Annotated in this window: 22 protein-coding genes; 4 read left to right on the top strand and 18 right to left on the bottom strand. The window is 66.1% G+C overall.

Annotated elements, in window-relative coordinates:
• Window positions 1-14: 14 nt before the first annotated feature.
• Together AC24YW_RS20665 and AC24YW_RS20660 are read left to right on the top strand one after the other, a co-directional pair.
• Complete coding sequence (locus AC24YW_RS20665; protein ID WP_487484438.1) at window positions 15-836, top strand: phosphatase PAP2 family protein; 822 nt, start codon at window positions 15-17, stop codon at window positions 834-836.
• A complete protein-coding gene (locus tag AC24YW_RS20660; RefSeq protein ID WP_487484437.1) occupies window positions 833-1,897 on the top strand; it encodes a G1 family glutamic endopeptidase in 1,065 nt (354 codons plus the stop codon). The genes AC24YW_RS20665 and AC24YW_RS20660 overlap by 4 nt, the downstream gene beginning before the upstream one ends.
• 8 nt (window positions 1,898-1,905) lie before the next feature.
• On the opposite strand, the gene lpxB is transcribed toward AC24YW_RS20660, so the two are convergent.
• The 3 genes from lpxB to lpxA are packed head-to-tail and all read right to left on the bottom strand — an operon-like array spanning window position 1,906 to window position 4,763.
• Window positions 1,906-3,084 (bottom strand): lipid-A-disaccharide synthase, encoded by a 1,179-nt coding sequence (lpxB, locus tag AC24YW_RS20655; protein WP_487484436.1) that lies wholly within the window; start codon window positions 3,082-3,084, stop codon window positions 1,906-1,908.
• Window positions 3,084-3,953, bottom strand: coding sequence for an LpxI family protein (locus AC24YW_RS20650; protein WP_487484435.1), 870 nt, complete (start codon window positions 3,951-3,953; stop codon window positions 3,084-3,086). Before AC24YW_RS20650 ends, lpxB begins: the two co-directional genes overlap by 1 nt.
• Before the next feature lie 18 nt (window positions 3,954-3,971).
• The gene (lpxA, locus tag AC24YW_RS20645; protein ID WP_487484434.1) at window positions 3,972-4,763 is read right to left on the bottom strand and encodes an acyl-ACP--UDP-N-acetylglucosamine O-acyltransferase; all 792 of its coding nucleotides are present in this window, start codon (window positions 4,761-4,763) and stop codon (window positions 3,972-3,974) included.
• 176 nt (window positions 4,764-4,939) lie between these two features.
• Between lpxA and AC24YW_RS20640 the strand changes: the two genes are divergently transcribed.
• On the top strand, window positions 4,940-5,260 hold the full coding sequence (locus AC24YW_RS20640) for a KTSC domain-containing protein (RefSeq protein ID WP_487484433.1): 321 nt from the start codon (window positions 4,940-4,942) through the stop codon (window positions 5,258-5,260).
• Between the two features lie 19 nt (window positions 5,261-5,279).
• On the opposite strand, the gene fabZ is transcribed toward AC24YW_RS20640, so the two are convergent.
• The 13 genes from fabZ to AC24YW_RS20575 all read right to left on the bottom strand — a co-directional run bounded on the left by fabZ (window position 5,280) and on the right by AC24YW_RS20575 (window position 21,022).
• Complete coding sequence (fabZ, locus tag AC24YW_RS20635) at window positions 5,280-5,741, bottom strand: 3-hydroxyacyl-ACP dehydratase FabZ (protein ID WP_036010015.1); 462 nt, start codon at window positions 5,739-5,741, stop codon at window positions 5,280-5,282.
• On the bottom strand, window positions 5,738-6,805 hold the full coding sequence (gene lpxD / locus AC24YW_RS20630) for a UDP-3-O-(3-hydroxymyristoyl)glucosamine N-acyltransferase (protein WP_487484432.1): 1,068 nt from the start codon (window positions 6,803-6,805) through the stop codon (window positions 5,738-5,740). The genes fabZ and lpxD overlap by 4 nt, the downstream gene beginning before the upstream one ends.
• 125 nt (window positions 6,806-6,930) lie before the next feature.
• Window positions 6,931-9,456 carry an outer membrane protein assembly factor BamA gene (gene bamA / locus AC24YW_RS20625; protein WP_487484431.1) on the bottom strand — a complete coding sequence of 842 codons (2,526 nt, stop codon included), beginning with the start codon at window positions 9,454-9,456 and terminating at the stop codon, window positions 6,931-6,933.
• 175 nt (window positions 9,457-9,631) lie between these two features.
• Window positions 9,632-10,783, bottom strand: coding sequence for an RIP metalloprotease RseP (gene rseP, locus AC24YW_RS20620; protein WP_487484430.1), 1,152 nt, complete (start codon window positions 10,781-10,783; stop codon window positions 9,632-9,634).
• Window positions 10,784-10,827: 44 nt separating this feature from the next.
• On the bottom strand, window positions 10,828-12,051 hold the full coding sequence (dxr, locus tag AC24YW_RS20615) for a 1-deoxy-D-xylulose-5-phosphate reductoisomerase (protein WP_487484429.1): 1,224 nt from the start codon (window positions 12,049-12,051) through the stop codon (window positions 10,828-10,830).
• A gap of 4 nt (window positions 12,052-12,055) precedes the next feature.
• Window positions 12,056-12,841, bottom strand: a complete 786-nt coding sequence (locus AC24YW_RS20610) for a phosphatidate cytidylyltransferase (RefSeq protein WP_487484629.1) — start codon at window positions 12,839-12,841, stop codon at window positions 12,056-12,058.
• Window positions 12,842-12,894: 53 nt separating this feature from the next.
• Window positions 12,895-13,653 (bottom strand): isoprenyl transferase, encoded by a 759-nt coding sequence (locus tag AC24YW_RS20605; protein ID WP_036010029.1) that lies wholly within the window; start codon window positions 13,651-13,653, stop codon window positions 12,895-12,897.
• Window positions 13,654-13,756: 103 nt separating this feature from the next.
• Window positions 13,757-14,320 (bottom strand): ribosome recycling factor, encoded by a 564-nt coding sequence (gene frr, locus AC24YW_RS20600; RefSeq protein ID WP_025036556.1) that lies wholly within the window; start codon window positions 14,318-14,320, stop codon window positions 13,757-13,759.
• 65 nt (window positions 14,321-14,385) lie between these two features.
• Entirely contained in the window at window positions 14,386-15,102 is a 717-nt protein-coding gene (pyrH, locus tag AC24YW_RS20595; protein WP_487484428.1) for a UMP kinase, read from the bottom strand.
• Between the two features lie 59 nt (window positions 15,103-15,161).
• Complete coding sequence (tsf, locus tag AC24YW_RS20590; RefSeq protein ID WP_124158103.1) at window positions 15,162-16,085, bottom strand: translation elongation factor Ts; 924 nt, start codon at window positions 16,083-16,085, stop codon at window positions 15,162-15,164.
• A gap of 132 nt (window positions 16,086-16,217) precedes the next feature.
• Window positions 16,218-17,213, bottom strand: coding sequence for a 30S ribosomal protein S2 (locus AC24YW_RS20585; protein WP_487484427.1), 996 nt, complete (start codon window positions 17,211-17,213; stop codon window positions 16,218-16,220).
• Between the two features lie 211 nt (window positions 17,214-17,424).
• Window positions 17,425-20,073, bottom strand: a complete 2,649-nt coding sequence (locus tag AC24YW_RS20580; protein WP_487484426.1) for a caspase family protein — start codon at window positions 20,071-20,073, stop codon at window positions 17,425-17,427.
• 178 nt (window positions 20,074-20,251) lie between these two features.
• Window positions 20,252-21,022, bottom strand: coding sequence for a carbonic anhydrase (locus AC24YW_RS20575; protein ID WP_487484425.1), 771 nt, complete (start codon window positions 21,020-21,022; stop codon window positions 20,252-20,254).
• A gap of 111 nt (window positions 21,023-21,133) precedes the next feature.
• On the opposite strand from AC24YW_RS20575, the gene AC24YW_RS20570 reads away from it, so the two are divergent.
• A complete protein-coding gene (locus AC24YW_RS20570) occupies window positions 21,134-21,319 on the top strand; it encodes a hypothetical protein (RefSeq protein WP_487484424.1) in 186 nt (61 codons plus the stop codon).
• A 92-nt stretch (window positions 21,320-21,411) separates the two neighbouring features.
• Here AC24YW_RS20570 and AC24YW_RS20565 read toward each other — a convergent pair whose 3' ends face one another.
• Window positions 21,412-21,852: a DUF2846 domain-containing protein gene (locus AC24YW_RS20565; protein WP_487484423.1), complete on the bottom strand. Its 441-nt coding sequence runs from the start codon at window positions 21,850-21,852 to the stop codon at window positions 21,412-21,414.
• A 195-nt stretch (window positions 21,853-22,047) separates the two neighbouring features.
• The gene (gene dnaE / locus AC24YW_RS20560; RefSeq protein WP_487484422.1) at window positions 22,048-25,551 is read right to left on the bottom strand and encodes a DNA polymerase III subunit alpha; all 3,504 of its coding nucleotides are present in this window, start codon (window positions 25,549-25,551) and stop codon (window positions 22,048-22,050) included.
• Window positions 25,552-25,967 lie beyond the last annotated feature (416 nt).

The following is a 25,967-nucleotide window of genomic DNA, read 5'->3' as shown; positions in this document are numbered from 1 at the left end:
ATTGGGAGGCTGCGATGGCAGGCAACGCCGGGAATGCGGGAAACGCAGGCAACGCTGGGAATGCTGGAAACGTCGGCAACGCGGCCTCGGGCGGCGGCGGTTGGATCTTTCCGGATCGCGTAGACCTGCCGTTCATTACGGAAACGGGCGTCAGCACCAACCGTACCACCGTCACCGAGTTCCCGGACCGGAGCTGGACCCCGGACTGGTACGCCTGGCGGATGCTTGCCGAATTCGCCATTCACGGCGGGTGGAGCACGATCATGGTTGCCCAACCGAACTATGCGAACACCGGACTTGAGATCGACGCGCTCGTGACAATGGCCAAAGACGAGCGGGCGGACGCGCTCGGCGAGATTTTTGCGCAAAACGACGAGTTTCTGAGCTACTTCATGGCGCTTCTCAACGTCACGCCGAACTCGCATCCAAACACCTGTCGCGTGATGACGACGGCAAGCCTGATCGCGCTCCAGGTCGCGATGCATTGGAAAGCCTACTACAAGCGGCCACGACCGTCGCAAATCTGCCCCGCGCTGTTGCCGCCGATCCAGGTTCCCGGTCACGCGTCCTATCCCAGCGGGCACGCGACTCAGGCGCATTTGGTCGCGCGCTGCCTGACGTCGGTGCTACCAGCGTCGGTGCAGCCGATGGCGAACGATCTCACCGTTCTCGCCGGCCGGATCGCGCGAAACCGCCAGATCGCCGGTCTGCACTACCAGAATGACACGGATGCCGGCGTTCGATTGGCCAGTGATCTCTACAATATCTTGGACAACAAAACGTCCGTGCCAAGTTTCGATGACTTGGTCACAGCTGCCAAGGGGGAGTGGCCGTGAGCGCGCGCGCGAGTGGTGCCGAGCTGAGCAAGCTTCCTACGCGGGACGAATTGAACGCGAGTCTGGGGCGGCAGATATTGTTGCCGCCGCCACCGCCGTCCAAGGACTTCGACGCGCTGAATGCCGATGCGCGGGAGCTCGAATTCTACCGGCTTCCGCCCAAGCCGCCCCCGGGCGCGGGACGCACGGCAGAGGCCTTATGGGCCAAGCTTCTTTCCAAGCCTCTCGAAGTTCTGCCTATGATCTATCCGGGCTCCGCTCCCGACTTTCGGGTCAACCGCGGCCGTTTGGGCGCGGGCTATCCCGGCCGACACGAAACCAGCTTCAACTGGTCGGGCGCATGTATTGCGGCGACGGAGGGCGCCCAGTTCACACAGGTGTGGGGGGCCTGGCAAGTCCCCAAGGCAATGGCCCCCTCAGCCGCGCCGGGCGATTATCGCTGTTCGACCTGGATCGGGATCGATGGTCATCGGCGCTTCGATGTTTCGCTACCGCAGATCGGGACGACGCAAAAGATCGTGGTTGCCGCTGACGGCAGCGTTGGCCCGCCGTCCGCGGAAGCGTGGGTTCAATGGTGGTTTCGCGGTGACCGCGACACTGGTCCATGGATACTCCGCAACTTTCCGGTCCGACCGGAAGACCGCGTCAGATGTGTTCTCACCGTTTTGTCGCAAGACCACGTCCGTTTTTTCATCAAGAACGAAACGCAAGGCGGAAAGTCGCTTTCGGTCGATCTCCTTGCGCCGACGATTCCGAATCCCTACCCGATCGGATTTCCCATCGAATTTCCGGCGCGAGGCCGTACGGCGGAGTGGGTCACGGAGCGGCCCACCGTTTTGCATGCGACCGACCTTTATCGCTTGCCCGACTATGGCGTGACGAAGTTCGAGGACTGCTTCGCGCTCGCGGGCACGGGCGGGATCGGCTTTCAGCCTCAGGATCTGGAGAATGCCAGACTGATCAAGATGATCGAGATCCGCGAAAATCCGCATCGGACCGCACCACTGTCAAAACCGGAAAAACTGGACCAGCAAACCGTACAAACCAGGTTCGTGCGCTGAACAGTCTTTTAGCTCGTTCGCCTACTCTTCCGCATCGTCGCAAGCACGATGTCGGCGGCGAGCACGCTCGGCGATTTGTTGCCGGTCGACATGATCTGATCGAGCCTGGCGAAGGCCTCGACCTGCTGCCGGCGCAGCGGAGACTCCGTCAGCACGTCCCGAAGCGCCGGCACCAGCTTCTCCGGCGTGCATTCCTCCTGCAAATATTCGGGAATGACATCCTTGCCGATCACGAGATTGGCAAGGATCACCGAGGAGACACGGATCGCGCGTCGCAGGATGAACGCCTCGATCGCGCCGACGCGATAGGCCGTCACCATCGGAATGCCGGACAGCGCGAGCTCGAGCGTCACCGTGCCGGATTTCGCCAGCGCGGCGTGGGCGATGCGGAAGGCGGCGCGCCGCTCGTTCTCTCCGATCACGATCCGAGGCTTGACCGGCCAGCTCGCGATCCCTTCGCGGATGGTGGCTTCGAGATGCGGCATGGTCGGCAGCATCAGTTCGAACGCACAGCCCTCACCCCTTAAGCGACCGAGCGTTGCGCCGAACACGTCGAGATGATGCCTGACCTCGCTGCGGCGGCTGCCGGGCAGCACCAGCAGCACCGGCGGCTCATCGTCGCGGCGCGTCTGCTCCTCCGCACTCGGCCGCAGCGAGCCCAATTGCTCGATCAGGGGATGGCCGACATAGCTGCAGGGCGGCCCGCCGAGCTTGCGGTATTCCTCGGGCTCGAACGGCAGCAGGCCGAGCACGTGGTCGACATAGCCGAGCATGGTCCGTGCCCGTCCCGGCCGCCATGCCCAGAGCTGCGGCGAGACGTAGTCGACGATCGGGATCGCGGGATTGCGCGCGCGCACGCGGCGGGCGACGCGATGGGTGAAGTCGGGGCTGTCGATGATGACGAGCACGTCGGGCGCGGCCTCGGTCACCGCGTCGGCGGTTTGCCGGATCAGCCGCAGGATCTTGGGCAATTGCTGCATCACCGCGGCAAACCCGACGATCGACAGCTCCTCGATCGGAAACAGCGATTCCAGGCCCTCGCGCGCCATGGTGCGGCCGCCGACACCGACGAACTGCACACCGTCGCCAAGTCGCTGGCGCAGCACCTTCATCAGGGCGCTGCCGAGCCTGTCGCCGGATTCCTCCGTCGCGATCAGGAAGATCTTGCGCTTGGGATCGCGCGACATCACGCGGGCAGGCCGATGACGAAGAGATATTTGGCATCGGCAAGCGCGATCATCGCCTGCGGCTCGGCGGCGATGGTGTTGCCCGCGATGACGGCGATGCCGGCAAGGCCGGCAGCCGCGACGCCCTCGATGGTGCGCGGACCGATCGTCGGCAGGTCGAAGCGCAGATCCTGGCCGCTCTTCGGCGCCTTCACCAGCACGCCGCGGCCGGTGGCGGCGCGGATGCGGCCCTCCTCGCGCAGCCGCGCGACGCGGGCGAGCAGCGCGTCGGTGCCCTCGATGTCCTCGACCGCCACCACGTGACCGTCGATCACGACCACGGCCTGGCCGATGTCGAACGGACCGAGCGCGGTCAGCACCGCCCGGCCGCGCGCGACGTCGGCCTTGCTGGCATCGCTCGGCCAGGCGCGGCTGATGCAGCCCTCGGGCATCAGCAGATCCGGCGCGACGTCCTTGATGCCGACCATGCGGAAGCCGTCCTGCTCGAGGATGCGGCCGACACCCGACAGCAAATGATCGTCGCCGCCGCGGAAGGCGCGGATGACATTGCCGAGCAGGCGCAGCGTCGTGAAGTCGAACCGGATCTCGGACAGCGAAGGCCGCACCAACGTGCCGATGAAGATCAGGTCGCGGCAGCCCTCCTCGCGGAACAGCCGCATCGCGCGGCCGAGCTGGCCGACCGAGATCCAGCGATGCCGGAACTTCTCCACCCTCTGGGGATCGCAGGCCCCGCGCAGCGGAAACAGCACCGGCGTGATGCCGTGCGCGGCGAGCGACTCGGCAACCGCGAACGGCATGGCACCGCCGCCGGCGACGATGCCGACCGGTGACGAAACCTGCAAAGCCGCCGATGTCGTGCCCGCGGCCATCCCAAGGTCACTCCAAGATCACTTCGCGATGGCGGGGAGACAGAGCGGGCGCTTGCCCTTGCCGATGAAGTCGAGGATTTCGGCAATCGCAGGGTCCTCGCCCGCAAGCGGCCGCGCCGCTTCCAGCCGCTCGGCGAAGGTGCCGGAGCCATGGAAGAGCTTCTGGTAGAACGCGCGGACGGTGGCGAGCTGCTGCTTGGTGAACTTGCGGCGCTTCATGCCGATCAGGTTGAGGCCTTCGAGCACGGCATATTGGCCGTTGACGAGACCGAACGGAATGATGTCGTCGCGCACGCCACACACGCCCCCGACCATGACCTGCGCCCCGATGCGGGTGAACTGGTGCACGGCGGACAGCCCGCCGATGAAGACGAAGTCGCCGATCTCGCAATGGCCGCCAAGCGTTGCCGAGGTCGCGAAGATCACGTCGTTGCCGACATGGCAGTCGTGGCCGACGTGGCTGCAGTTCATGAAATAGCCGCGGTCGCCCACCGAGGTGACGCCCCCTCCGGCGACGGTGCCCGCGTTCATGGTCACGGATTCGCGGATCGTGCAGCCCGAGCCGATCCTGAGCTGCGTCAGCTCGCCGCGATAGCTGAGCGATTGCGGCGGCGTGCCCAGCGAAGCGAACGGATAGATGGTGCAGCCGTCGCCGATCGTGGTCTGCGCCGTGATGTGCACATGCCCGATCAGCTTGCAGTTCGCACCGATGACGACGTTCGGGCCGATGATGCAATAGGGTCCGATCTCGGTACCCTCGCCGATCACGGCGCCGTCCGCGATCCGTGCGGTGGGATCAATCGTGCTCATCAAGCCAATCTTACTCGTCAAGAAGGTCTGGTTATGTATTGAAGTCGCTCGGTTTTCGGCTGGTTAGCGCGACTATGCCCGATCTGTCCAGTGACGTATCATCTCGCCGTGTTTCAAGTGTCGGATGAGACGGCCTTCCCGTCCCCTCGCCAGGTTCATGCGGAGCTTCAACCATCGTGGTCAGGGCCCTGATCTTTCTGCTGGCACAGCTCGCGGGTACACCGGTCGTGTCGGAGGCGGTCGAGACCGGCGAACACCGCCTGGTCGATCTGCGGACATTCGAGTGCCGGGACATCACCCGCAGCACGGTGCTTCAGCGGGTCTGTTACGATCCCGCGCAGCAGGACCTGATCGTCGCGAGCAACGGCGCCTATCACCGCTATTGCGGCGTGACCGCCGACACGGTCGAGCGCCTCCTCGGCGCGCCGTCCATGGGCCAGTTCTTCAACCGGAATATCAAGCGGGAGGCGGCGGGCAGCCGCTACGATTGCACCTGAGGCGGACGCCGGGCGCCGCTCAATCGGTCAACATGGCGCCGACGTCGGCTTCGGCGACCACCTGACCGTTGACCTTGGCATCGCCGTGAAACCACCACATGGTCTTGCGGCGGCCGAGCGAGCGCATGTGATACTCGATCGTATCGCCCGGCAGCACCGGCTTGCGAAACTTGCACTTGTCGATGGTGAGGAAATAGACCGCCCGCGGCTTCTCGGTGCCCTCGACCGACTTGATGCCGATCACGCCCGCGGTCTGCGCCATCGCCTCGATCATCATGACGCCGGGATAGACCGGACGCTCGGGGAAATGCCCCTGGAACGCCGGCTCGTTGAAGGTGACGTTCTTGATGCCGATGCCGCTGTAATCGGCGCGGATGTTGATCACGCGGTCGATCAGCAGCATCGGAAAGCGGTGCGGCAGCGTCTGCAGGATCGCGTTGATGTCCACCAGCTCGAACTTAACAGGTGATTCCGCCGTCATTCCCGTCCCTCGTCCTTCGGATCGGCCTTGCTGTCGCGTACCAGGCGCTCCACCGCGATGATCTCCTTGAACCATTGCTTGGTCGGCTTGGCGAAGTGCCCGCCCCAGCGGCCGCCCGGCGGGATGTCGTCCTTGACCGCGCTCATCGCCGTCACCTGCGCGCCGTCGCCGATCTTGAGGTGGTTATTGATGCCAACCTTCGCTCCCAGCGCCACGTTGTCGCCGATGGTCAAGCTGCCCGCGAGGCCGATCTGGGCCGCGAGCAGGCAATGCCGGCCGATCGTCACATTGTGGCCGATCTGGACCTGATTGTCGATTTTGGTCCCCTCGCCGATCACGGTGTCACGCAAGGACCCCCGGTCGATCGTGGTGTTGGCCCCGACCTCGACGTCGTTCTGGATCAGCACGCGTCCGGTCTGCGGCACCTTCAGATGACCTTCAGGGCCGAAGAAGATGAAGCCGTAGCCGTCCTGGCCGATCGAGCAGCCGGAATGGATCAGCACGTTGTTGCCGATCAGGGCGCACTGGATCGCGGTCCGGGCGCCGACATTGCAATCCCGGCCGATCTTCACGCCAGGGCCGATCACCGCTCCGACGCCGATCACGGTGCCGCTGCCGATCTCGACGTCCGGGCCGATCACTGCCAGGGGATCGACGATCACGCCGTCCTCGAGCCGAGCCGTGGGATCGATGATGGCCGAGGGCGCGATACCGTCGTTGCCGACCCAGGATTGGGGCCGCAGCGCGTCGGCGTGCCATTCCCGCGCGATCCGGACGAAGGCGCGGAACGGCTGCGCCACCCGCAGCGCGGCCACATGTTCGGGCACCTCGGCCTCGAAGCGCGGACTGACCAGACAGGCGCCCGCCTTGGTCGCCCTGAGCTGATCGGCATATTTGAGGTTGTCGAAGAATGCCAGATGCATCGGGCCCGCTTCGTCGAGCGAAGCAAGGCCCGTGATAACGTGGCCGCCCCTCGCGGGATCGACCAACTGCGCCTTGGTCAGCGTGGCAATGTCGGCCAACGCTGCGGCAGGCGGCTTTGTGAAGAAGGTCGGCTGCGCCATTCCACCCCGTCGCGGTCCGGCTTCGGCATGAAGCGGTCAGGCCGCATCATGCCTCATGTCTTGGATCGGCACGATCCCTTTCGGAAACCGGCTCCGGTGATCCGGATCGTGCCGTGCTGATCGAACTAGAACGTGGTGCCCCCGCCGAACCGGAATTCCTGCGTACGGTCGTACTTGCCCTTGCTGAGCGGCACGGCGTAGTCGAAGCGCAGCGGTCCGAACGGCGACTGCCAGATCACGCCAACACCGACCGAGGAGCGAACGACCTTGCTGTCGTCATAGACGAGACCTGTGCAGGTGCCCGTGCTCGCGGGATTGATCGTCGACGGGATACAACCGGGCGCGTTGACTTCGTTGGTGACGGTCCAGCTCGTCGGTCCCCTGTAGTCGTAGAGGCCGCCAGCGTCGGCATAGACCGCGCCCTTCAGACCCACTTCCTTGGGCAGGAACCAGAACGGCATCTGCAATTCGAGCGACGCACCCCAGTACTTGGTGCCGCCGAGCGCATCCTGCGAACCGTACGGATTCAAGTCGCGCGGACCGATTCCGTTCGGGGCGAAGCCGCGGACGAGGTTCGGGCCCATCTGGAAGTGGTCGAGCATGCGCAGATCGCTGCCGATCTTGTTCAGCATGCCGCCTTGCAGGCGAACGAGGCCGACGATGTCGGACACGAGCGGCGTGTAGTACTTCGCGTCGACCACCGACTTCAGATAGGAGACGTCGCCGCCGACACCCGCAAAGTCCTGCCGGAAGTCGACGAGCAGGCCGTCGGTCGGGTTCTTGTTGTTGTCCAGCGTGTTGTAGGTCAGCGTGTAGCCGAGCGCCGAGGTCAGCGTCTTGCCGTTGGCGAGCTCCTTGCGCACCGGCAGCGAGGCTTCGCCATCGTTGTAGCAGCCGAGGCCGTTGGTGGAGGCGAGATCAAGCGGGGGCGTCTGCGCGGCGGCGTAGGCCGGGCTCGGGTTGAAGTTCGGCCCGGGGGTGTTGTTACAGTTCGCCAGGTAGCCCGGCAGGGTGATTTCCTGCCGATAGATCGAGTAGCGCAGCTGGAGCGAAAGATCTTCACGCAAGGAGAAGCCGAGGCGCGGCGAGAAGCCGAGCGTCTTGGTGCCGTAGGAGATGTAGCTGTTGGACTTCTGCTCACGCTGATAGAGGTCAAGGCCCAGCGCGACCCGGTAGTCGAGCAGATACGGCTCGACGAACGACAGCGAGTAGCCGCGCGCATACTGGCCGTAGGTCACCGCAGCCTTGGCGAACAGGCCGCGGCCGAGCAGGTTGCGCTCGGAGACCGAGACTTCGGCCAGCGCGCCGTCGGTGGTGGAGTAACCGCCCGAGACCGAGAAGTCGCCGGTCGATTTTTCTTCCATGTCGACGATCAGGATGACGCGGTCGCTCGACGAGCCCGGCTCGGTCGTGATCTTCACGCTCTTGAAATAGTCGAGGTTCTTCAGGCGCCGCTCGGCACGGTCGACCAGCGCCCGGTTGTAGGCGTCGCCTTCCGAGATGTCGAACTCGCGGCGGATCACGTAGTCGCGCGTGCGGGTGTTGCCGCGCAGGTTGATGCGCTCGATATAGGTGCGCGGGCCCTCGTCGATGTTGAACACGACGGCCACAGTGTGCGCTTCGAAGTTGCGGTCGCCGCCGGGGCGGACCACTGCGAAGGCATAGCCGCGCCGGGAGGCCTCGATCTGCATCTCCTCGACCGACTTCTCGACCAATTCGACGTTGTAGAGCGAGCCGACATTGAGGCGCGAATAGGCGCGCATCGAGCTCGGATCGAAGTTCGGAATAGAGCTGCGGAAATCGACCGCGCCGACGCGGTATTGCTGACCTTCCTCGATCTTGAAGGTGACGTTGAAGCCCTTCTTCTCCGGATCGTACTCGGTGAGCGCCGCGACGACCTGCACGTCGGCGAAGCCGTTCTTGAGATAGAATCGGCGAATCAGGTCGCGATCGGCTTCGACGCGGTCGGGATCGTAGACGTCACCGCTGCCGAGAAAGCTCAGCAGATTTGTCTCGCGCGTCTTGATCACGTCGCGAAGGCGGTAGGACGAGAAGGCATTGTTGCCGACGAACTCGATCGACCGGACGCCGGTCTTGGCGCCCTCCTCGACCGTGAAGATCAGGTCGACGCGGTTGTTCGGCTGCTCGATGATCTCGGGCGTGACGCGCACGTCATAGCGGCCGGAGCGGCGATAGATTTCGGCGATACGGAGCGTGTCCGACTGCACCATGGCGCGGGAGAAGGTACCGCGCGCCTTGGACTGGACTTCAGCGGTGAGCTGCTCGTCCTTGATCTTCTTGTTGCCCTCGAAGGCGACGCGGCCGATCACCGGGTTTTCCACCACGGAGACGATGAGCTGGCCGCCGGAACCGCGGTTGATCCTGACGTCCTGGAACAGGCCGGTCTCGATCAACGCCTTGAGGCCGTCGTCAATGGCGGCCTGATCCAGCCGGCCGCCCGGGCCCGGCTTGAAATAGGAGCGGATCGTCTCCACCTCGACGCGGCGATTCCCCTCGACGGAAATCGACTGAACGGTCTGAGCGAGCGCAGACGAAGACACGAAAACAGCCCCAACCGGGGCCACCACCGGCGCGCCGAACAAGATCAGGGTTGCTAGCAAGCCCCCCCGGAGTCGCAGTCCAAACTTCATCCGCAACGCGCCCTTATCATTCCGTGCCAGACCCAACCCCAACGCCGGTCCGGAGATTCCCCAAGTTCAGGCCGCTTGTAGCCAATTTCGCCGACGCCGCAAACGGCCGAAAGCGCCGTAATTTCAATTTCATTCCAAGACGTTGCTCAACAGCAACGCCACAAAAAAGCCCCTATCAGGAAGCTGCCATCCGCAGGATGTCGTTGTAGGTCGCAAACACCATCAACATCAGCACCAGGCCAAGCCCGATTCGGAACCCCATTTCCTGGGTCCGCTCGGACAAAGGCCGGCCCCGGACCACCTCGGCCGCATAGAACATCAGGTGGCCGCCATCGAGCAGCGGGATCGGGAACAGGTTCAAAAGACCGATCGACACCGACAGCACCGCGCAGAGATTGATCACGAACTGGAACCCGGCGCTGGCCGCCTGCCCCGACATTTTCGCGATTCCCAGGACGCCACTGACCTCGTTCGGATTGCCTTGGCCGACGAACAGCGAGCCCAGGAACTTGAAGGTGCTGGTGATGATGAACCAGACCTGCTCGACGCCGATCTTGAGCGCTTCGCCGACGCCGACCGGGGTGGTCGAGGCCTCCCCGGCCTGCGACTTGTGCTCGATGCCGAGAACGCCGAGACGGTGGCTGTTGCCGAACGGGTCCTTGCGCTCCAGCAGCGCCGGGGTCGCGGTCAGCGAGACGATGGCGCCGTCGCGCCTCACCTGGAAGGCAAGAGCCGAACCGGCGTTCATCGCAACAATTCGCTGCATGTCTGCAAAGCTCTCGATCGGCTTGCCGTCGATCTGCACGACGACGTCGCCCACCTTGAAGCCGGCGGCAGCCGCCGCGCCGTTGGCGACGACACCGTCGACCCGGGCGATCGTGCTCGGCTTGCCGTAATAGAGCGCCATGCCGGCGAAGATCAGCGCGCCCAGGATGAAATTGGCGATCGGTCCGGCCGCGACGATCGCCGCCCGGGGGCCGACCTTCTTGTGGTGGAAGCTGCCGGCGCGCTCCTCGGCCGACATCGCCGCCAGCGTCTGGGCCGACGGGGTCGAGGCCTCGCTCTCGTCGCCGAAGAACTTGACGTAGCCGCCGAGCGGGATCGCCGAGATCTTCCAGCGGGTGCCGCGGCGGTCGTTGAAGCCGGCCAGCTCGGGGCCGAAGCCGAGCGAAAAGGTTAACACGCGCACGCCCGCCCAGCGCGCGACCAGGAAATGGCCGAGCTCATGGAAGAACACGACGATGGTCAGCACGAACAGGAAGGGAACCGCGTAACCAAGGAGCCCATGGCTCAACGTATTGAAACTATGGACGAAAAAGTCAATCATCGAATTCCCTCAGCCAGCACCGCAAGGCGCTGGTCCCGAACCAACTAGGATGCCTTTAAGGCAATTTGAGGCAATAGGGCGGCAGCCCTATTTCGCGCAACATGGTCAACAGAGATTGCATCGTCCGCGGAGGTCAGGGGCGCCTGGTTGCCGCCTTTGACCCAATCCTCGAGGGTCGCCTCGACCAGCCGGGCAATCGCGCCGAACCGGATCTTGCCGGCGATGAAGGCGGCCACGGCGACCTCGTTGGCGGCATTGTAGACGGTGGTCGCGCCCTTCCCGGTCCGGAGCGATTCGTAGGCGAGCCGCAGTCCGGGGAAGCGCTCGAAGTCCGGCGCTTCGAACGTGAGCTGGCCGATCTTGGCCAGGTCGAGCTTGGCTGCCGGGCCCTTGATGCGATCGGGCCAGCCGAGGCAATGGGCGATCGGCGTCCTCATATCGGGCGCGCCGAGCTGGGCCACCACCGAGCGGTCGGAAAACTCGACCATGCCGTGGATGATCGACTGCGGATGAACCAGCACGTCGATCTCGTCCGGCGAGAGCGCGAACAGATAGGACGCCTCGATCACCTCGAGCCCCTTGTTCATCATCGAGGCCGAATCGATCGTGATCTTCTGGCCCATGCTCCAGTTCGGGTGCTTCAGGGCCTGCTCGAGCGTCGCCTGCTCGATATCGACAGGCTTCCAGGTCCGGAACGGGCCGCCGGACGCCGTGATGATGACGCGGACGAGCTCGTCGCGATTGCCTGAGCTCAGCGCCTGAAACAGCGCGTTGTGCTCGGAATCGGCCGGCAGGATGCAGGCGCCCGCCTTTGCCGCACGCTGCATGAAGAAGTCGCCGGCGCAGACCAGGCACTCCTTGTTGGCGAGCGCGACATGCGCGCCGCGATCGACCGCGGCGAGCGCCGGCTTCAGCCCGGCAGCGCCGCTCACCGCCGCCATCACCCAGTCGGCCGGACGCGCGCCGGCCTCGATCACCGCGCTTTCGCCGGCGCCGCATTCGGTGCTGGTGCCCGCGAGCGCAGCCTTGAGCTCGGCGAGCTTGGAGGTGTCGGCGATCGCGACATAGCGCGCGTTGAATTCCCTGGCGAGCTTGGCGAGCGCCGTGACATTGGCGTTCGCCGTCAGCGCCTCGACACGGTAGCGCTCGCGCGAGGCGCGCAAGAGATCCATCGTGCTGTCGCCGATCGAGCCGGTGGCACCGAGGACCGTAACGCTGCGAATGTCGGACGCAGCAAGCCGGTTGTTACGCAAGGGAACGGCGCTCATATCCTCACCAAACCATAAGACCGCTTCCGGCGCTATGCACACCATGGCGGAAATAGCCGATAATCCAGGCCGCCAGGATGGCGGCGACAAAACCGTCCAGACGGTCCATAAGCCCGCCATGGCCGGGAATTAAGTGACTGGAATCCTTGACACCGAAGCGCCGCTTCACGGCGGATTCGAAGAGATCGCCGAGCTGGGATACCGCTGACAGGACGGCGCCGATGAGCAGCAGCGGAACCAGCTTTCCGATCCCGCAGGCGGCGAAGCCGGCCGCGACCGCAAGGCTCGCGGCAAACCCGCCGAGGGCGCCGGCCCAGGTCTTTTTCGGGCTCACGCGCGGCCACAATTTCGGACCGCCAATGCTGCGTCCGGCGAAGTAGCCGCCGATATCGGTCGCCCACACCACGAGCAGCACGAACATCAGCGCCGAGAAGCCGTTGACGAGATCCTTCCGCACCAGGATCGAGGCCAGCAGCGCCGCCGACGCGTAGGCAAATCCGCTCGCCGCCCACAAGAACTTGCCCCGCGCGATCAGCGTCACGATGGCGCCGCCGATGAGGCCGGTGACGATGGAGGTCTTGAGCGCGCCGAACGCGACGGAGGCTCCCATCATGGCGATCACGACCGTCCCTGCCCCGGTCAGCGCGGCCGATGCCGCACCCACCACCATCAGCCATTCCGCGAACAGCCCGATCGAGACCAGGGTGACGAGAAGCGCCCACAACCAGCCGCCGGCATAGGCGATCGCGATGGCTAGCGGTGCCAGCACCAGCGCTGCGAGGACCCGCATCACCAGATTGCTCGGGGCAGGCTTGGCGCCGGCCGGTGCAGGATCGGGTGCGTTCACGAGGCGGTCTTCGCGACCAGGCCGCCGAAGCGGCGCTCGCGCCTGGCAAATTCGGCGATCGCGCTTTCCAGCGCCGCCTTGTCGAAGTCGGGCCAATGGATCGGCACGAACACGAGCTCGCTATAGGCAGCCTGCCACATCAGGAAGTTGGACAGGCGCTGCTCGCCGCTGGTGCGGATGATGAGATCGGGATCCGGAATATCGGGTGCATCGAGATGCGCCCCGAGCGTCTCGGCGTCGATCGTGGCAGGATCCCGCCTGCCCTCCGCGACCTCGCGGGCCAGCTTCTGCGCCGCTTTCGCGATCTCCTGCCGCGAGCCGTAGTTGAAGGCGACGACCAGCGTCAGGCGCGTGTTGTCGCGCGTCAGCTCCTCGGCCTCGTTCAAAAGCGCGCAGATGTCGCTCTCGAGCCCCTCGCGCTCGCCGATGATGCGGACCTTGACGCCATCGCGGTGCAGGCTGGCGAGGTCGTTGCGGATGAAGCGCCGCAGCAGGCCGAACAGGTCGCCGATCTCGCTGGCCGGGCGCGACCAGTTCTCCGAGGAGAACGAGAAGATGGTGAGATAGCGGATGCCGAGCTCGTGCGAGGCGCGCACCACGCGGCGCAGCGCGTCGACGCCGCGGCGATGCCCTTCCGCCCGCGGCAGACCGCGCGCAGCCGCCCAACGCCCGTTGCCGTCCATGATGATGGCGACATGCGCAGGCGCCTCGGACCTGTCGGGTCCTTCCGTTGCGGGCGCGGCGGCGTTGGACATGACGGCGATGCCTTAAAGCATGATCCGGAAAAGTGCGAAGCGGTTGTCCGACGAGATCATGCGCGAACGATACTCTCAAGCGCGATGACGACCGTCATCGCGCTTAGACGGTGAGGATTTCTTTTTCCTTGGCGGCCAGCAACTGGTCGATCTCGGCGATGGTGCCGTCGGTCGCCTTCTGCACCTCGTCGGCGTGACGCTTCTGGTCGTCCTCCGACATCTCGTGATTCTTCTCGAGCTTCTTGAGCACGTCGAGACCGTCGCGGCGCACATGGCGCGCGGCGACCTTGGCGGCTTCGGCATATTTGTGCGCGACCTTCACCAGCTCCTTGCGGCGCTCCTCGTTGAGCTCGGGAATGCGCAGGCGCAGCACCTGGCCCTCGGTCGCGGGCGACAGGCCGAGATTGGAATCCACGATCGCCTTCTCGACGGCCTTGACCATCGACTTGTCCCAGACCTGCACCGAGATCAGCCGCGGCTCCGGCACGCTGACGGTGGCGAGCTGATTGAGCGGCATGTGGCTGCCATAGGCCTCGACCTGCACCGGATCGAGCATCGAGGCGGAGGCGCGTCCCGTGCGCAGGCCGCCGAGCTCGTGCTTGAGCGAGGCGACGGCGCCCTGCATGCGGCGCTTCACTTCGTTGAGATCGAAATTACCCGTGGCCATCACGTTTCTCCTTCAAAATCCCGGCGACCGCTCCGCACCGTCCTTTCGGCGCGTCAGATGAGCCGTCAGCCGGCGACGATGGTTCCGTGGCCGACGCCACGCAGAATCGCGCCGATCGAGCCCGGCTCCGCGATCGAGAATACGATGATAGGCAGCGACGTCTCGCGGGCAAGCGCGAAGGCGGTCGCATCCATCACCTTGTAGCCGCCCTCGATCGCCTGCGAATGCGTCAGGCGGTCGAACCGCGTGGCGGTCGGGTCCTTCTTGGGGTCGGCCGAGTAGACCCCGTCGACATTCGTCGCCTTCAGGACCGCCTGCGCACCGATCTCGGCGGCGCGCAGTACCGCGGTCGTGTCGGTGGTGAAGAACGGGTTGCCGGTCCCGCCGCCAAGCAGCACGATCCGGCCTTCAGCCAGGTATTTGTGTGCCGCAGCGCGGGTGAACAGCTCGGAAATCTCGGGCATGACGAAGGCCGACAGCGTCCGGGCCGGCGTTCCCTTGCGCTCGATCGCCGCTTCCAGCGCGAGGCAATTCATCATGGTGGCGAGCATGCCCATGGTGTCGCCGGTGGTGCGCGACACCCCGCGGGATGAGACCTCGACGCCGCGGACCATGTTGCCGCCGCCGATCACGACCGCGACCTCGGTGCCGAGATGGCGGGCCGCGATCAGATCGTCCGCAACCCGGTCGACGGTCGGCTGATCGATGCCAAAGCCTTGCTGTCCCGCGAGATACTCGCCGGACAGCTTGATCACGACGCGACGATAGACCGGATCAGTCATGAGCACTTTCCTCGTCCGGGCGCCGCTTCCGGCGGCACGCCGGAAGGAACTTCCGGCGCTTACTTCTTGCCGCTGGCCGCGGCGACCTCGGCCGCGAAGTCGCTTTCCTGCTTCTCGATTCCCTCGCCGAGAGCATAGCGCACAAAGCCCGCGATTTTCACAGCGCCGCCGACCTTGCCTTCGGCTTCCTTCACCGCCTGCGCCACCGACTTGCCGGTGTCGTGGATGAAGGCCTGCTCGAGCAGGCAGACTTCCTTGTAGTAGGTCTTGAGGCCGGACTCGACGATCTTCTCGATCACGTTCTCGGGCTTGCCCTGCTGACGGTACTTGTCGGCCAGCACGTCCTTCTCGCGCTTGACCACGGCCGGATCGAGGCCGGACGGATCGAGCGCCAGCGGGTTGGCGGCCGCAACGTGCATCGCGATCTGCCGGCCGAGCGCTGCGAGCTCATCGGCCTTGCCCGGCGATTCCAGCGCCACGATCACGCCCATCTTGCCGGCGCCCTCGATGACCGCCCCGTGGACGTAGTGCGAGACCACACCCTGGCTCACCTCGAGCTGGGCGGCGCGGCGCAGCGTCATGTTCTCGCCGATGGTGGCGATCGCATCATTGATGGCGGTTTCGATCGTGACGTCACCGACCTTGGCAGCCTTGATCTTCTCGACGTCCGCTCCGACGTCGAACGCGACCTGCGCGATCATCTTGACGAGGCCCTGGAACTGGCCGTTGCGCGCGACGAAGTCGGTCTCGGAATTGACCTCGACCACGACGCCCTTGGTGCCCTTGGTGAGCGCGCCGATCAGGCCCTCGGCCGCGACGCGGCCCGACTTCTTGGCGGCCTTGGACAGGCCCTTCTTGCGCAGCCAGTCCTGCGCCGCTTCCATGTTGCCGTCGTTTTCGGTGAGCGCGGCCTTGCAGTCCATCATGCCCGCGCCGGTCGATTCGCGCAGGTCCTTGACCATCGCAGCTGTGATCGTTGCCATCGTTGAAATCCTTTGTGCCTGCCGGTTTGCCGCGGCGTGGCATCGAATCGCCCCGCCGCGGTCCATCTCAGGAATTCGCGTCAACTGAAATGGTGGCCGGATCCTATCCGGCCAACCCATCGCTCTTTTTGACTATTCCGCTTCCGCGGTCAGCGCCTTGGCCTTGGCCACCCAGGCATCGGCGCGGCTCGGCAGACCGACTTCCTCGCCGATCGTGTGCGCGGTGTCGTGGTCGAGCTCGGCGAGCTGCCAATAGTGGAAGATGCCGAGGTCGTTGAACTTCTTCTCGATCGCACCCGACACGCCCGGGAGCTTCTTGAGGTCGTCGGCGGTGCCGCGGGGACCCGCGAGGCCCTGGAAGCCGCTCGAGGACGCCGCCGGCAGCTCTTCGGCGAGCGGCTTGGCCGACGCGCCGATGTCGATGCCCGAATCGCCCTGCGCGCGCGAGATGCCGTCGATCGCCGCACGCGCGACGAGATCGCAGTACAGCGAGATGGCGCGGCCGGCGTCGTCATTGCCCGGCACCACATAGGTGATGCCCTTCGGGTCCGAATTGGTGTCCACGATCGCGGCGACCGGGATGTTGAGGCGCTGGGCCTCCTGGATCGCGATGTCTTCCTTGTTGGTGTCGATCACGAAGATCAGGTCGGGCAGACCGCCCATGTCCTTGATGCCGCCGAGCGAGCGATCGAGCTTGTCGCGCTCGCGCTGCAGCGTCAGGCGCTCCTTCTTCGTGTAGGAATTGGCTTCGCCGCCCGAGAGCACGTCGTCGAGATGACGCAGGCGCTTGATCGAGGCCGAGATCGTCTTCCAGTTGGTCAGCGTGCCGCCCAGCCAACGCGAATTGACGAAGTACTGCGCGCAGCGCTTGGCCGCGTCGGCAACGCCGTCCTGGGCCTGGCGCTTGGTGCCGACGAACAGGATGCGGCCGCCCTTGGCAACCGTGTCGCTGACGGCCTGAAGGGCCTGGTGCAGCATCGGCACGGTTTGGGCGAGGTCAACGATGTGAATGTTGTTCCGGGTGCCGAAAATGAACGGAGCCATTTTCGGATTCCAGCGGTGGGACTGGTGACCAAAGTGCACGCCAGCTTCGAGCAGCTGACGCATGGTGAAATCGGGTAGCGCCATCGTTCTAATTCTCCGGTTGGTTCCTCCGGAAACGTGTGAGCAAAACGGAGCGTTCTCGCCCCGGTTGCCACCGGACGGCCTTGCGAGCCATGTTTCCGTGTGAGATGGCGCGCTATATAGCGCCATTTCGGCCAGAAGCAAGGAAATAACGGCCTTTGGGGACGCCTCTAGGCTGCTGTCCCATCCCAGCGTCCCCTGCCCCCTGAGCCTCCTAGCACCTGGGCTGGCCCGGCGGGCAGCTCTTCGGTGGCGGGCCGGCCGGCCGCGGAGGTGCATGCGGCGCGGCGGCCATCGGCGGCGGCGCCGGTCGGGCGACCGGAGGTGGCGGCGGCGCTGGCCGGGCGATAGGCGGCGGAGGTGGCGCCGGCCGCGCCATCGCTGGCGGAGGTGGCGCCGGCCGGGCAACAGGGGGAGGCGGCGCCGGCCGCGCCACGGCCACGGGCGGAGGCGCTGCGCGTGGCGGCGGGGGCGGCGCAACGCGCGGCGGAGGCGGCGGTGTCGGCCTTGCCAGAGCCTGGGGATGCGACGGCGCAGCGCCGGGCCTGGAGGCCTGCGGCGGCGGTGGCGCGGGCCGATGGTCCTGAGCTCCGGGCGGCGTCCGCGCCGCCACGGGCGGCGGTGGAGGTATCGCGGGCTTGACCGCTGTTGGGGCGGCCGGCTTGCCGGAGGCCGCGCTCGGCGGCGGCAAAGCGCCGGGCTGGGGCCCGCCGGGCCTGCCACGCAGGTCAGGCGCAGGCGGGCTCGTTGTCCCCGGCGGCCTGGGCAGGGCAGCTGGCGGAGACGTCGCGTTTCCGGAAGCCGGGAGGCGATTGGGCGTCGTTGCCGCGTTCGGCTGCGCCGGCGGGACGTTGCCGCTCGGTGCCGTGGCGGTCGCGGCGGGCCTGCCTTGGGACGGGACAGTTCCGGGCGCGCCCCCGGCCCCGGCCGGCGGCGGCCCGCCGGGTGTGCCTGGCACCGGCAGCGTATTGGCCTGCGGCAGCTTGGTCGGCGCCAGTGCTTGCGGGGGTGCCGCGGCGCTGCCGGCGGGAGCGGTCGCGGTCGGACTGGGTGTGCCGCCCGGCGCCCCAACCCCGGGCGCCGCTCCGGCCGGCGGGCTGCCGGGAGCTCCCGGCGGCGGCACGGTATTGGCCTGCGGCAGCTTGGTGCCTGTGGGCGGCGGCGCTGTCGTGCCAGGCGCGACATTGGCCGGAGCTGGCGTCGGGATACCCGGCCTCACCGTCGGCTGGATCGTCGCGCTCGGCGGCATCGGCGCCTTGCCCTGCTGGATCAGCGCGGCGCGCTGGGCGACCGCCTGCGGCACGGCGGGACCTGCCGGCGTGGCGCGGCCGGCAACCGCCGGCGCCAGATTGCCAGGTCCGATCCCAGATCCGATCCCAGGTCCGGGCGCCGGTCCCGCGGCCGGCGGCGCCGGTGGGCGGTTGATGACGGTGTTGATGACGGTCGTATTGTGGATGTTCTGATAGATGATGTTGTTCGGCGGCGGCGCGACATAGATCGGCGGCCTCACGAACACCGGGATCGGCACGAACACCGGCTGCGGCAGCACGAACAGGCCGACCACGGGCAGCGGCGGCGGCAGCACGACGAAATCCGGCGGCGGCGGCGGCAGATAATAGACCGGCGGCGGGGGTGGCGGTGCGAAGCCGAAATCGGGATCGCTGAAATACAGCACGGGACGGTCGACATAGACCACCTCCTCCGGCGGCGGTGGCGGCACGTCGTAGTCGATCATCGCGAAGACCGGTGGCGGCTCGGGCGGCGCGGTGAGGATCGCAAGGCGGCGTCGCGCGTCCGCCGCATGCGGCCCGCGCGGATAGCGGCGCAGATACGACCAATAGGCCTCCGGCGTGTCGGTCCGGTAGGTCCGCCGCCAGGTGATGGCTTCGCGGCGCGCGGCAACGATCGCCATGACGCGCTTGGCGAGGGGATCGTTCGGATAGGCCGCGAGAAACTCCTCATAGGCCGGCAGCGTGTCGCGCTCGAGCGCGGCGGCGTAAGCGTCCTGCACGCCGAGATCGCGGATCGGCTTGCTGCGGATCGCGGCGACCTGGTCGGGCGCAGCCTGCGGCGGCGGCGCATCGGGCGCGCGCTCGAAGAACGAGAATGGCGCCGAGATCTTCTGCTCGTTCCAGGGCACCTGCGCGCCCTTGGAGGCCTCGTTGACGCGCAGGCGGACGCGGTCGAACACCTCGGGCAGCGGCAGGCCGCCGGTGCGGATCATCTCGGCGAGCGACTGCGCGTAGATGCCGTAGGGCCCCGGCTCCTCCGGCGCCACCGTGCCGGGCGCGGCGTTGAAGGCGATCAGCATATTCGCCTCGGGCTCGACCAGCGCCAGACCGCTCGCGATCGGCTGTCCGCCCTCGATGAAAGGCTGGGCCCGGGCCGCATCGAGCACCACGATGTTGGCCTTGAGAGCAATCGATGCGAGCTGGCGCGCATAGTCGCTGATGCGCAGTGCCTCGGTCGGTATGTCGGTGTCGCGGCTGATGTTGGAATCGACCGGGATGAAATAGTTCTCACCGGCGAGCTGCACGCCGTAGCCGGCAAGATAGATCATCGCGACGGTGCCCGGTCCCGAAGCCTGGGCCTTCTGGATGAAATCGCGCAAGCTCTTGCGCAGCGTGTCGCCGTCGAGATCGCGGGCGCCGACCACGTCGAAGCCCGCGGCCTGGAGCGTCTGCGCGATCAGGCCGGCATCGTTCGCAGTGGTCGCCAGCGGCGATTTGGCATAGGCGCCATTGCCGACCACGAGCGCGATGCGCTTTTCCTGCTGCTGGGCACGGGCCTGATGCGGCGCGCCCGCGGCAAGGACCGCCATCGGCAGGAGAAGGCAGAGGAAGACTTTGAGGGTCCCGCGCATGGCTGTGCCCGCTTTTGTTGTTGAGGTGGCCACCGCATATCAGGCGCCCGGCCAGTTGAATGGCACTTGAACGGAAGGCGCGGATTGAGGCGGCGGCATGGCGCCGCTAGCCAAGTCAAACCTCCACGTCAGACGCAAGCCTCGCGACCGCACTGCGGCGCGAGGCTCCTCGGCCCGTTCAGCCCTGGGCGATCAGATCGACCGTGCCCGTCGTCAGCCGGTAGATGCCGCCGACGACCTTCACCTTGCCCTGCTCCACGGCCGCATTGAGGATTGGCGCGGCCGTCTTCAGCTTGGCGATGTTGTCGACCACGTTCTGCCGGATCGCGTTGTTGAGCACGTCCCCACCCTGCTGCATCGCCGCCTTTGCGGCGGGCGCGATCGCATCGACCAGCGAGGGAATGTGGCCAGGCGGCGACGTATTGTCCTTGATCGCCTTCAGCGTCGCGTCCACCGCGCCGCAGGCATCATGGCCGAGCACGAGGATCAGCTGCGTGTTCAGCACCGCCACCGCATATTCCATGCTGGCGATGGTCTCGGTGCCGGCAAAGTTTCCGGCGACGCGACAAACGAACAGGTCGCCGCGACCCGTGTCGAAAGCGTATTCCGGCGCGATGCGCGAGTCGGCGCAGCTCAGCACGGCGGCGAATGGGTTCTGCCCGCCGGCCAGTGCCTCGCGCTCGTGCTTGAAATCGTGGCGGCGCGACACGCCGGCGACGTAGCGCCCATTGCCCTCCATCAGCCGCTTCAGCGACGCGTCGGGCGACAGCACATTCTGCGGCTTCGGCGGCTGCTTGGCGTCCTTGGCCAAGGCACCGCTGGCGAAAGCTCCACCGGCGAAGGCCAGGCCGAGCGCGGCGGCGCCAAACAGCATCGCCGATCGCCGCGACGGCGCGATGTCTTGACGCAGAGCTTGGTGACGCAGAGTGTCAGAACACTTGTCGCACATGTGACGTCTCCTCGGGTCAGTGGACGAATGAAGCGTCGCGAAGATAGGTGCGCCGATATGAAGAAATAGCAAGTGTTAATTTGCGCAACCTATGATTGCTGCACCCGCGCTATGCTGCAAGCCGAAACGCCTGCCCATGGCGCGCCGACGATTGCACAAAGCTGCGTCCGCCTGCAGGCATTCGACATCAGCCCGCCAAAGAGCGATTCGAAAAATCGCGACATTCTTTTTCTCTCGACGAATGCGGCACGCATTCATGCGCTGATCGTGCTCAAGCAACGATCCAAATCACGGTGATGATTCGTCCAGATCTCTTCGCGCTCCAGAGCTGCCGCGCGTCGACAACCTGTGCCCGGCGCGATCAGAGGCACGCCATCGTATCGCGCACCCTACTCGACGGCTTCCAGCTCCGCGAGCTTCGTGCGCGCGGTTGCCTCATCCAGCGCGACGAGCTCGCCCGGCCCGAGATTGGCCTCGCCCGCCGTTGCGACTGACACGACCGCAAGCCCGGCCAAACCGCCGAGCACGGCGCCGCCCATGGCGGCATCGTGCCTGGCGCTGCTCTTGATCAGGTAGAAATGCGTCCGGCCCGCCTCCATGACGATCTCGCGCTTGGTCTCGCCCGGAAACATCAACTCAGTGAGCAGCACGTCGTGACGTCCGGCAGGCCGGTCGGCATAAGCATATTTGCCGGCCACGATTTTTCCGAGCGGCACACCGTCGAGCTTCACCTCGCAGCCGCAAATAGCCATGCTCAGGCCGTTTCTCTTGTCCTGCAGAAACACCACACGCGCGTGCCCCGCGCGCGGAGGACCGACCTTTTTCGACACCGACGCAAAGTCCGTTCCAACCTGATTGCTGACGCACCCCGTCAGCATGGCACAAACGGCCAACAACAACGCCCTCTGTCGCAGCATCACACGCCCCATTCCATTCCCCGGGGCACATGCTAGTCGGAATCAGCGCTGGGTTGCAACCGATGCAGTGCGACCACTTTGTAAAAACCGGAACGCGCGGCGGAGAAGCTAAAGCTGCTGCACGTCGATCACGCCCGCCACCGCCTTGATCGCGCCGGCGATCTGCGGCGAGACCTTGAAGCGGCCGGGCAGCTTCATCTCCACCTCCGTCTCGAGGTCGAGCATCATCACCAGCGAGACCTCGCCGTCGCCGTTTCCGCGCGGTGCGATGCCGGGACTGCCGACCTTGGGCGCGCCGCCGTTGGCGGCCGCCATGTCGGGCCCGGCGAGACGCTTGGCGATCGAATCCAGCGGCTTGGTGTCGCGCAGGAAGATGCGCAGGCCCTTCTGCGTCTTGGCCGCGGCATCGTCGAGCGGCTCGGCGTGCAGCACGCGCGCACGGACATCCTCGCCCTGGAGCTCGGCCCCGAGCTGCAGCAGCACGGCCGCACCCGGCTCCAGCACGTCGCGATATTGCGCAAGGCCTTCCGAGAACAGCACCGCCTCGAAATGACCGGTGGGATCGGACAGGCCCATGATGCCCATCTTGTTGCCGGTCTTGGTGCGCCGCTCCATGCGCGAGACCACGGTGGCCGCGACCTTGCCGGCGGTGGCGCCGGTCTTCACCGCGCGCGAGAATTCGGCCCAGCTCTGCACCCGCAGCCGCTTCAGCACGGTCGCGTAATCGTCGAGCGGATGTCCCGACAGGAAGAAGCCGATGGCGTCGTATTCGCGGCGCAGCCGCTCGGCCGGCAGCCACGGCTCGACCTGCGGCAGCATGATGGTCGGCGCATCCGCCGACATGCCGAACATGTCGTTCTGGCCGATGGTCGCAGCTTCATGCGCGCGCTGGCAGGCGGCGAGGATCGCGTCCGCACCGGCAAAGACGCGCGCCCGGTTCGGCTCCAGCGTGTCGAAGGCGCCGGCGGCGGCGAGACTTTCGATGATGCGCTTGTTGATCGCGCGCGGGCTGACGCGCGTGGCGAAATCGGCGAGCGAGGTGAACAGGCCGCCTCTGCTGCGCTCGGCGATGATCTGCTCGATCGCCTGGATGCCGACGCCCTTGAGCGCTGCGAGCGCGTAGTAGATCGTGTTCTCGCCGACCTCGAAGGTCGCGCCCGACCGGTTGATGTTCGGCGGCTCGACCTTGATGCCGAGGCGCTGCGCCTCGGAGCGGAATTCGGAGAGCTTGTCGGTGTTGTTCAGATCGAGCGTCATGGACGCGGCGATGAACTCCACCGGATAATGCGCCTTCATGTAGGCGGTGTGGTAGGACACCAGCGCATAGGCCGCCGCGTGGCTCTTGTTGAAGCCGTAGTCGGCGAATTTCGCGAGCAGCTCGAAGATGGTCTCGGCCTGCCCCTTCGGCACGCCGTTCTTCACCGCGCCCGCGACGAAGATGTCGCGCTGCTTGTCCATCTCGGCGCGAATCTTCTTGCCCATGGCGCGGCGCAACAGGTCGGCGTCGCCGAGCGAATAGCCCGACATCACCTGCGCGATCTGCATCACCTGCTCCTGGTAGATGATGACGCCGAAGGTCTCCTTCAGGATCGGCTCCAGCACGGGATGCAGATATTCCGGTTGCTCGTCGCCGTGCTTGCGCGCGCAATAGGTCGGGATGTTCGCCATCGGACCCGGCCGATACAGCGCGACCAGCGCGATGATGTCCTCGAAACGGTCGGGGCGCATGTCGATCAGCGCCCGCCGCATGCCCTGGCTTTCAACCTGGAACACGCCGACCACGTCGCCGCGCGCCAGCATCTGATAGCTCTCGGCATCGTCGATCGGCAGCGTGGCGAGGTCGACATGGATGCCGCGCGGCTTCAGCAGCTTGCAGGCGACGTCGAGCACGGTGAGCGTCTTCAGGCCGAGGAAGTCGAACTTCACGAGCCCCGCAGGCTCGACCCATTTCATGTTGAACTGGGTCACCGGCATGTCGGATTTGGGATCGCGGTAGAGCGGCACGAGCTCGCTCAAGGGACGATCGCCGATCACGATGCCGGCCGCGTGGGTCGAGGCGTGGCGGGTCAGGCCTTCGAGACGCTGGGCGATGTCGAAGGCGCGCGCCACCACCGGATCTTCGTCGCGGAACGCCTGCAGTTTCGGCTCGCTCTCGATCGCGGCGGCCAGCGTCACCGGCGCCGCCGGATTCTGCGGCACCAGCTTGGTCAGCTTGTCAACCTGTCCATAGGGCATCTGCAGCACGCGGCCGACGTCGCGCAGCACGCCGCGCGCCTGCAGCGTACCGAAGGTGATGATCTGCGCGACCTGGTCGCGGCCGTAGCGCTGCTGCACGTAACTGATCACCTCGCCGCGGCGGTCCTGGCAGAAGTCGATGTCGAAGTCCGGCATCGAGACACGTTCCGGATTGAGGAAGCGCTCGAACAGCAGTCCGAACCTGATCGGATCGAGGTCGGTGATGGTGAGCGCCCACGCCACCAGCGAGCCCGCGCCGGAGCCGCGGCCCGGCCCGACCGGAATGCCCTGGCTCTTCGCCCACTTGATGAAGTCGGACACGATCAGGAAGTAGCCCGCGTATTTCATGCGGGTGATGACGTCGAGCTCGAAGGCGAGCCGCTTGGCGTAGGTCTCCTCCGTCGTGCCCTGCGACAGGCCATGGACGCGCAAGCGGTTGGCGAGCCCCTCCTCCGCCTGCCGCTTCAGCTCGGCCGCCTCGACCGCGGCCGCATCCGAGCTCGAGGCGGCACCGACGGTGAAGAACGGCAGAATGGGCTTGCGCGTCATCGGCCGGAACGAGCAGCGCTCGGCGATCTCCACCGTCGAAGCCAGCGCCTCCGGAATGTCAGCGAACAGCACCGCCATCTCGGCGCGCGTCTTGAAGCGATGATCCGGCGTCAGCTGCTCGCGTTCCGTCTCGGCGATCAGCCGGCCTCCGGCGATGCAGAGCAGCGCATCATGCGCCTCATAATCGTCGGTGGTCGCGAAATACGGCTCGTTGGTCGCAACCAGCGGCAATCCCTTGGCGTAGGCGATGTCGATCAGGCCGCCTTCGACGCGCCGCTCCTTCTCGGCGTTGTGGCGCTGCAATTCGACGTAGAGACGGTCGCCGAACAGAGCAGCCAGACGCTCGCACCGCACGCCGGCGAGCTCGGACATGCCGCCGGCGAGCGCCAGCGCGATCGGCCCGTCCGGTCCGCCCGTCAGCGCGATCAGGCCCTCGGTCTCGCCCTCGAGCCAGTCGAACTTGATGAACGGAGCATGGCTGTCCGGCGATTCCAGGAACGCACGCGAGTTCAGCCGCATCAGGCTGCGATAGCCGCGCTCCTGCGCGGCGAGCAGCACCACGCGCGAGGGCCCCATGGCATTGCGCGCATTGGGATCCTGATCGCCGAAATCGATGGCGAGCTCGCAGCCGACGATCGGCTGGATGCCGGAGCCCGCCATCTTGTCGGAGAATTCCAGCGCACCGAACAGATTGTCGGTGTCGGTAAGCGCCAGCGCCGGCTGGTGGTCCTTCTTGGCAAGCTCGGCGAGCTTGGCGATCTTGATCGAGCCCTTGAGCAGCGAATAGGCCGAGTGAACGTGAAGGTGAACAAATCCGGCGCTCGGCATGGTCGCGTGACGGCCTCTTGCAACTGAGATGGAGCGGTCGCCGGCGCCTCAAGGCATCATGCACTCCCGGCCGACTCGCCTCTCAATGGTGGGGTCTCACGGCGTCAGAGTCCACGCCCGAGCGGCCGCTTCGCCCCGTCGTCCCGCTTTTCCCCAAGAGGTCAGAGGAAGCCAGCCTAGAGCTGCGGAATGACCTGGGCCCAGATCGCGATCATCCCGACGAACAGTGTGATGGACGCCAGTGCGGCGGCTTCTTCCACGAAAACCCTGAACATGGCCTGCTCCCTTGTTGGAACGTATGAAGAACATAGTTCTCATTTTGTTCTAGGGAGTCAAGCGCTCCGGCCACCGCCGCGACGAGATGGTTAACTCGCTGAGTGCAAACAGAAAAAAAGCCCCGGCCGAGGCCGGGGCTT

Source organism: Bradyrhizobium sp. USDA3516, from assembly GCF_057651995.1.
Note: the sequence above shows the minus strand (reverse complement) of the source record. Positions and strands in the feature narration are given on the sequence as shown.

Bases quoted from the DNA above. Each gene is read 5' to 3' on its own strand.
- AC24YW_RS20665 (WP_487484438.1), top strand. From the start codon at position 15: ATGGCAGGCAACGCCGGGAATGCGGGAAACGCAGGCAACGCTGGGAAT.
- lpxB (WP_487484436.1), bottom strand. From the start codon at position 3,084: ATGTCGCGCGATCCCAAGCGCAAGATCTTCCTGATCGCGACGGAGGAA.
- AC24YW_RS20650 (WP_487484435.1), bottom strand. From the start codon at position 3,953: ATGGCCGCGGGCACGACATCGGCGGCTTTGCAGGTTTCGTCACCGGTC.
- lpxA (WP_487484434.1), bottom strand. From the start codon at position 4,763: ATGAGCACGATTGATCCCACCGCACGGATCGCGGACGGCGCCGTGATC.
- fabZ (WP_036010015.1), bottom strand. From the start codon at position 5,741: ATGACGGCGGAATCACCTGTTAAGTTCGAGCTGGTGGACATCAACGCG.
- lpxD (WP_487484432.1), bottom strand. From the start codon at position 6,805: ATGGCGCAGCCGACCTTCTTCACAAAGCCGCCTGCCGCAGCGTTGGCC.
- bamA (WP_487484431.1), bottom strand. From the start codon at position 9,456: ATGAAGTTTGGACTGCGACTCCGGGGGGGCTTGCTAGCAACCCTGATC.
- rseP (WP_487484430.1), bottom strand. From the start codon at position 10,783: ATGATTGACTTTTTCGTCCATAGTTTCAATACGTTGAGCCATGGGCTC.
- dxr (WP_487484429.1), bottom strand. From the start codon at position 12,051: ATGAGCGCCGTTCCCTTGCGTAACAACCGGCTTGCTGCGTCCGACATT.
- AC24YW_RS20610 (WP_487484629.1), bottom strand. From the start codon at position 12,841: ATGCGGGTCCTCGCAGCGCTGGTGCTGGCACCGCTAGCCATCGCGATC.
- AC24YW_RS20605 (WP_036010029.1), bottom strand. From the start codon at position 13,653: ATGTCCAACGCCGCCGCGCCCGCAACGGAAGGACCCGACAGGTCCGAG.
- frr (WP_025036556.1), bottom strand. From the start codon at position 14,320: ATGGCCACGGGTAATTTCGATCTCAACGAAGTGAAGCGCCGCATGCAG.
- pyrH (WP_487484428.1), bottom strand. From the start codon at position 15,102: ATGACTGATCCGGTCTATCGTCGCGTCGTGATCAAGCTGTCCGGCGAG.
- tsf (WP_124158103.1), bottom strand. From the start codon at position 16,085: ATGGCAACGATCACAGCTGCGATGGTCAAGGACCTGCGCGAATCGACC.
- AC24YW_RS20585 (WP_487484427.1), bottom strand. From the start codon at position 17,213: ATGGCGCTACCCGATTTCACCATGCGTCAGCTGCTCGAAGCTGGCGTG.
- AC24YW_RS20580 (WP_487484426.1), bottom strand. From the start codon at position 20,073: ATGCGCGGGACCCTCAAAGTCTTCCTCTGCCTTCTCCTGCCGATGGCG.
- AC24YW_RS20575 (WP_487484425.1), bottom strand. From the start codon at position 21,022: ATGTGCGACAAGTGTTCTGACACTCTGCGTCACCAAGCTCTGCGTCAA.
- AC24YW_RS20570 (WP_487484424.1), top strand. From the start codon at position 21,134: ATGCTGCAAGCCGAAACGCCTGCCCATGGCGCGCCGACGATTGCACAA.
- dnaE (WP_487484422.1), bottom strand. From the start codon at position 25,551: ATGCCGAGCGCCGGATTTGTTCACCTTCACGTTCACTCGGCCTATTCG.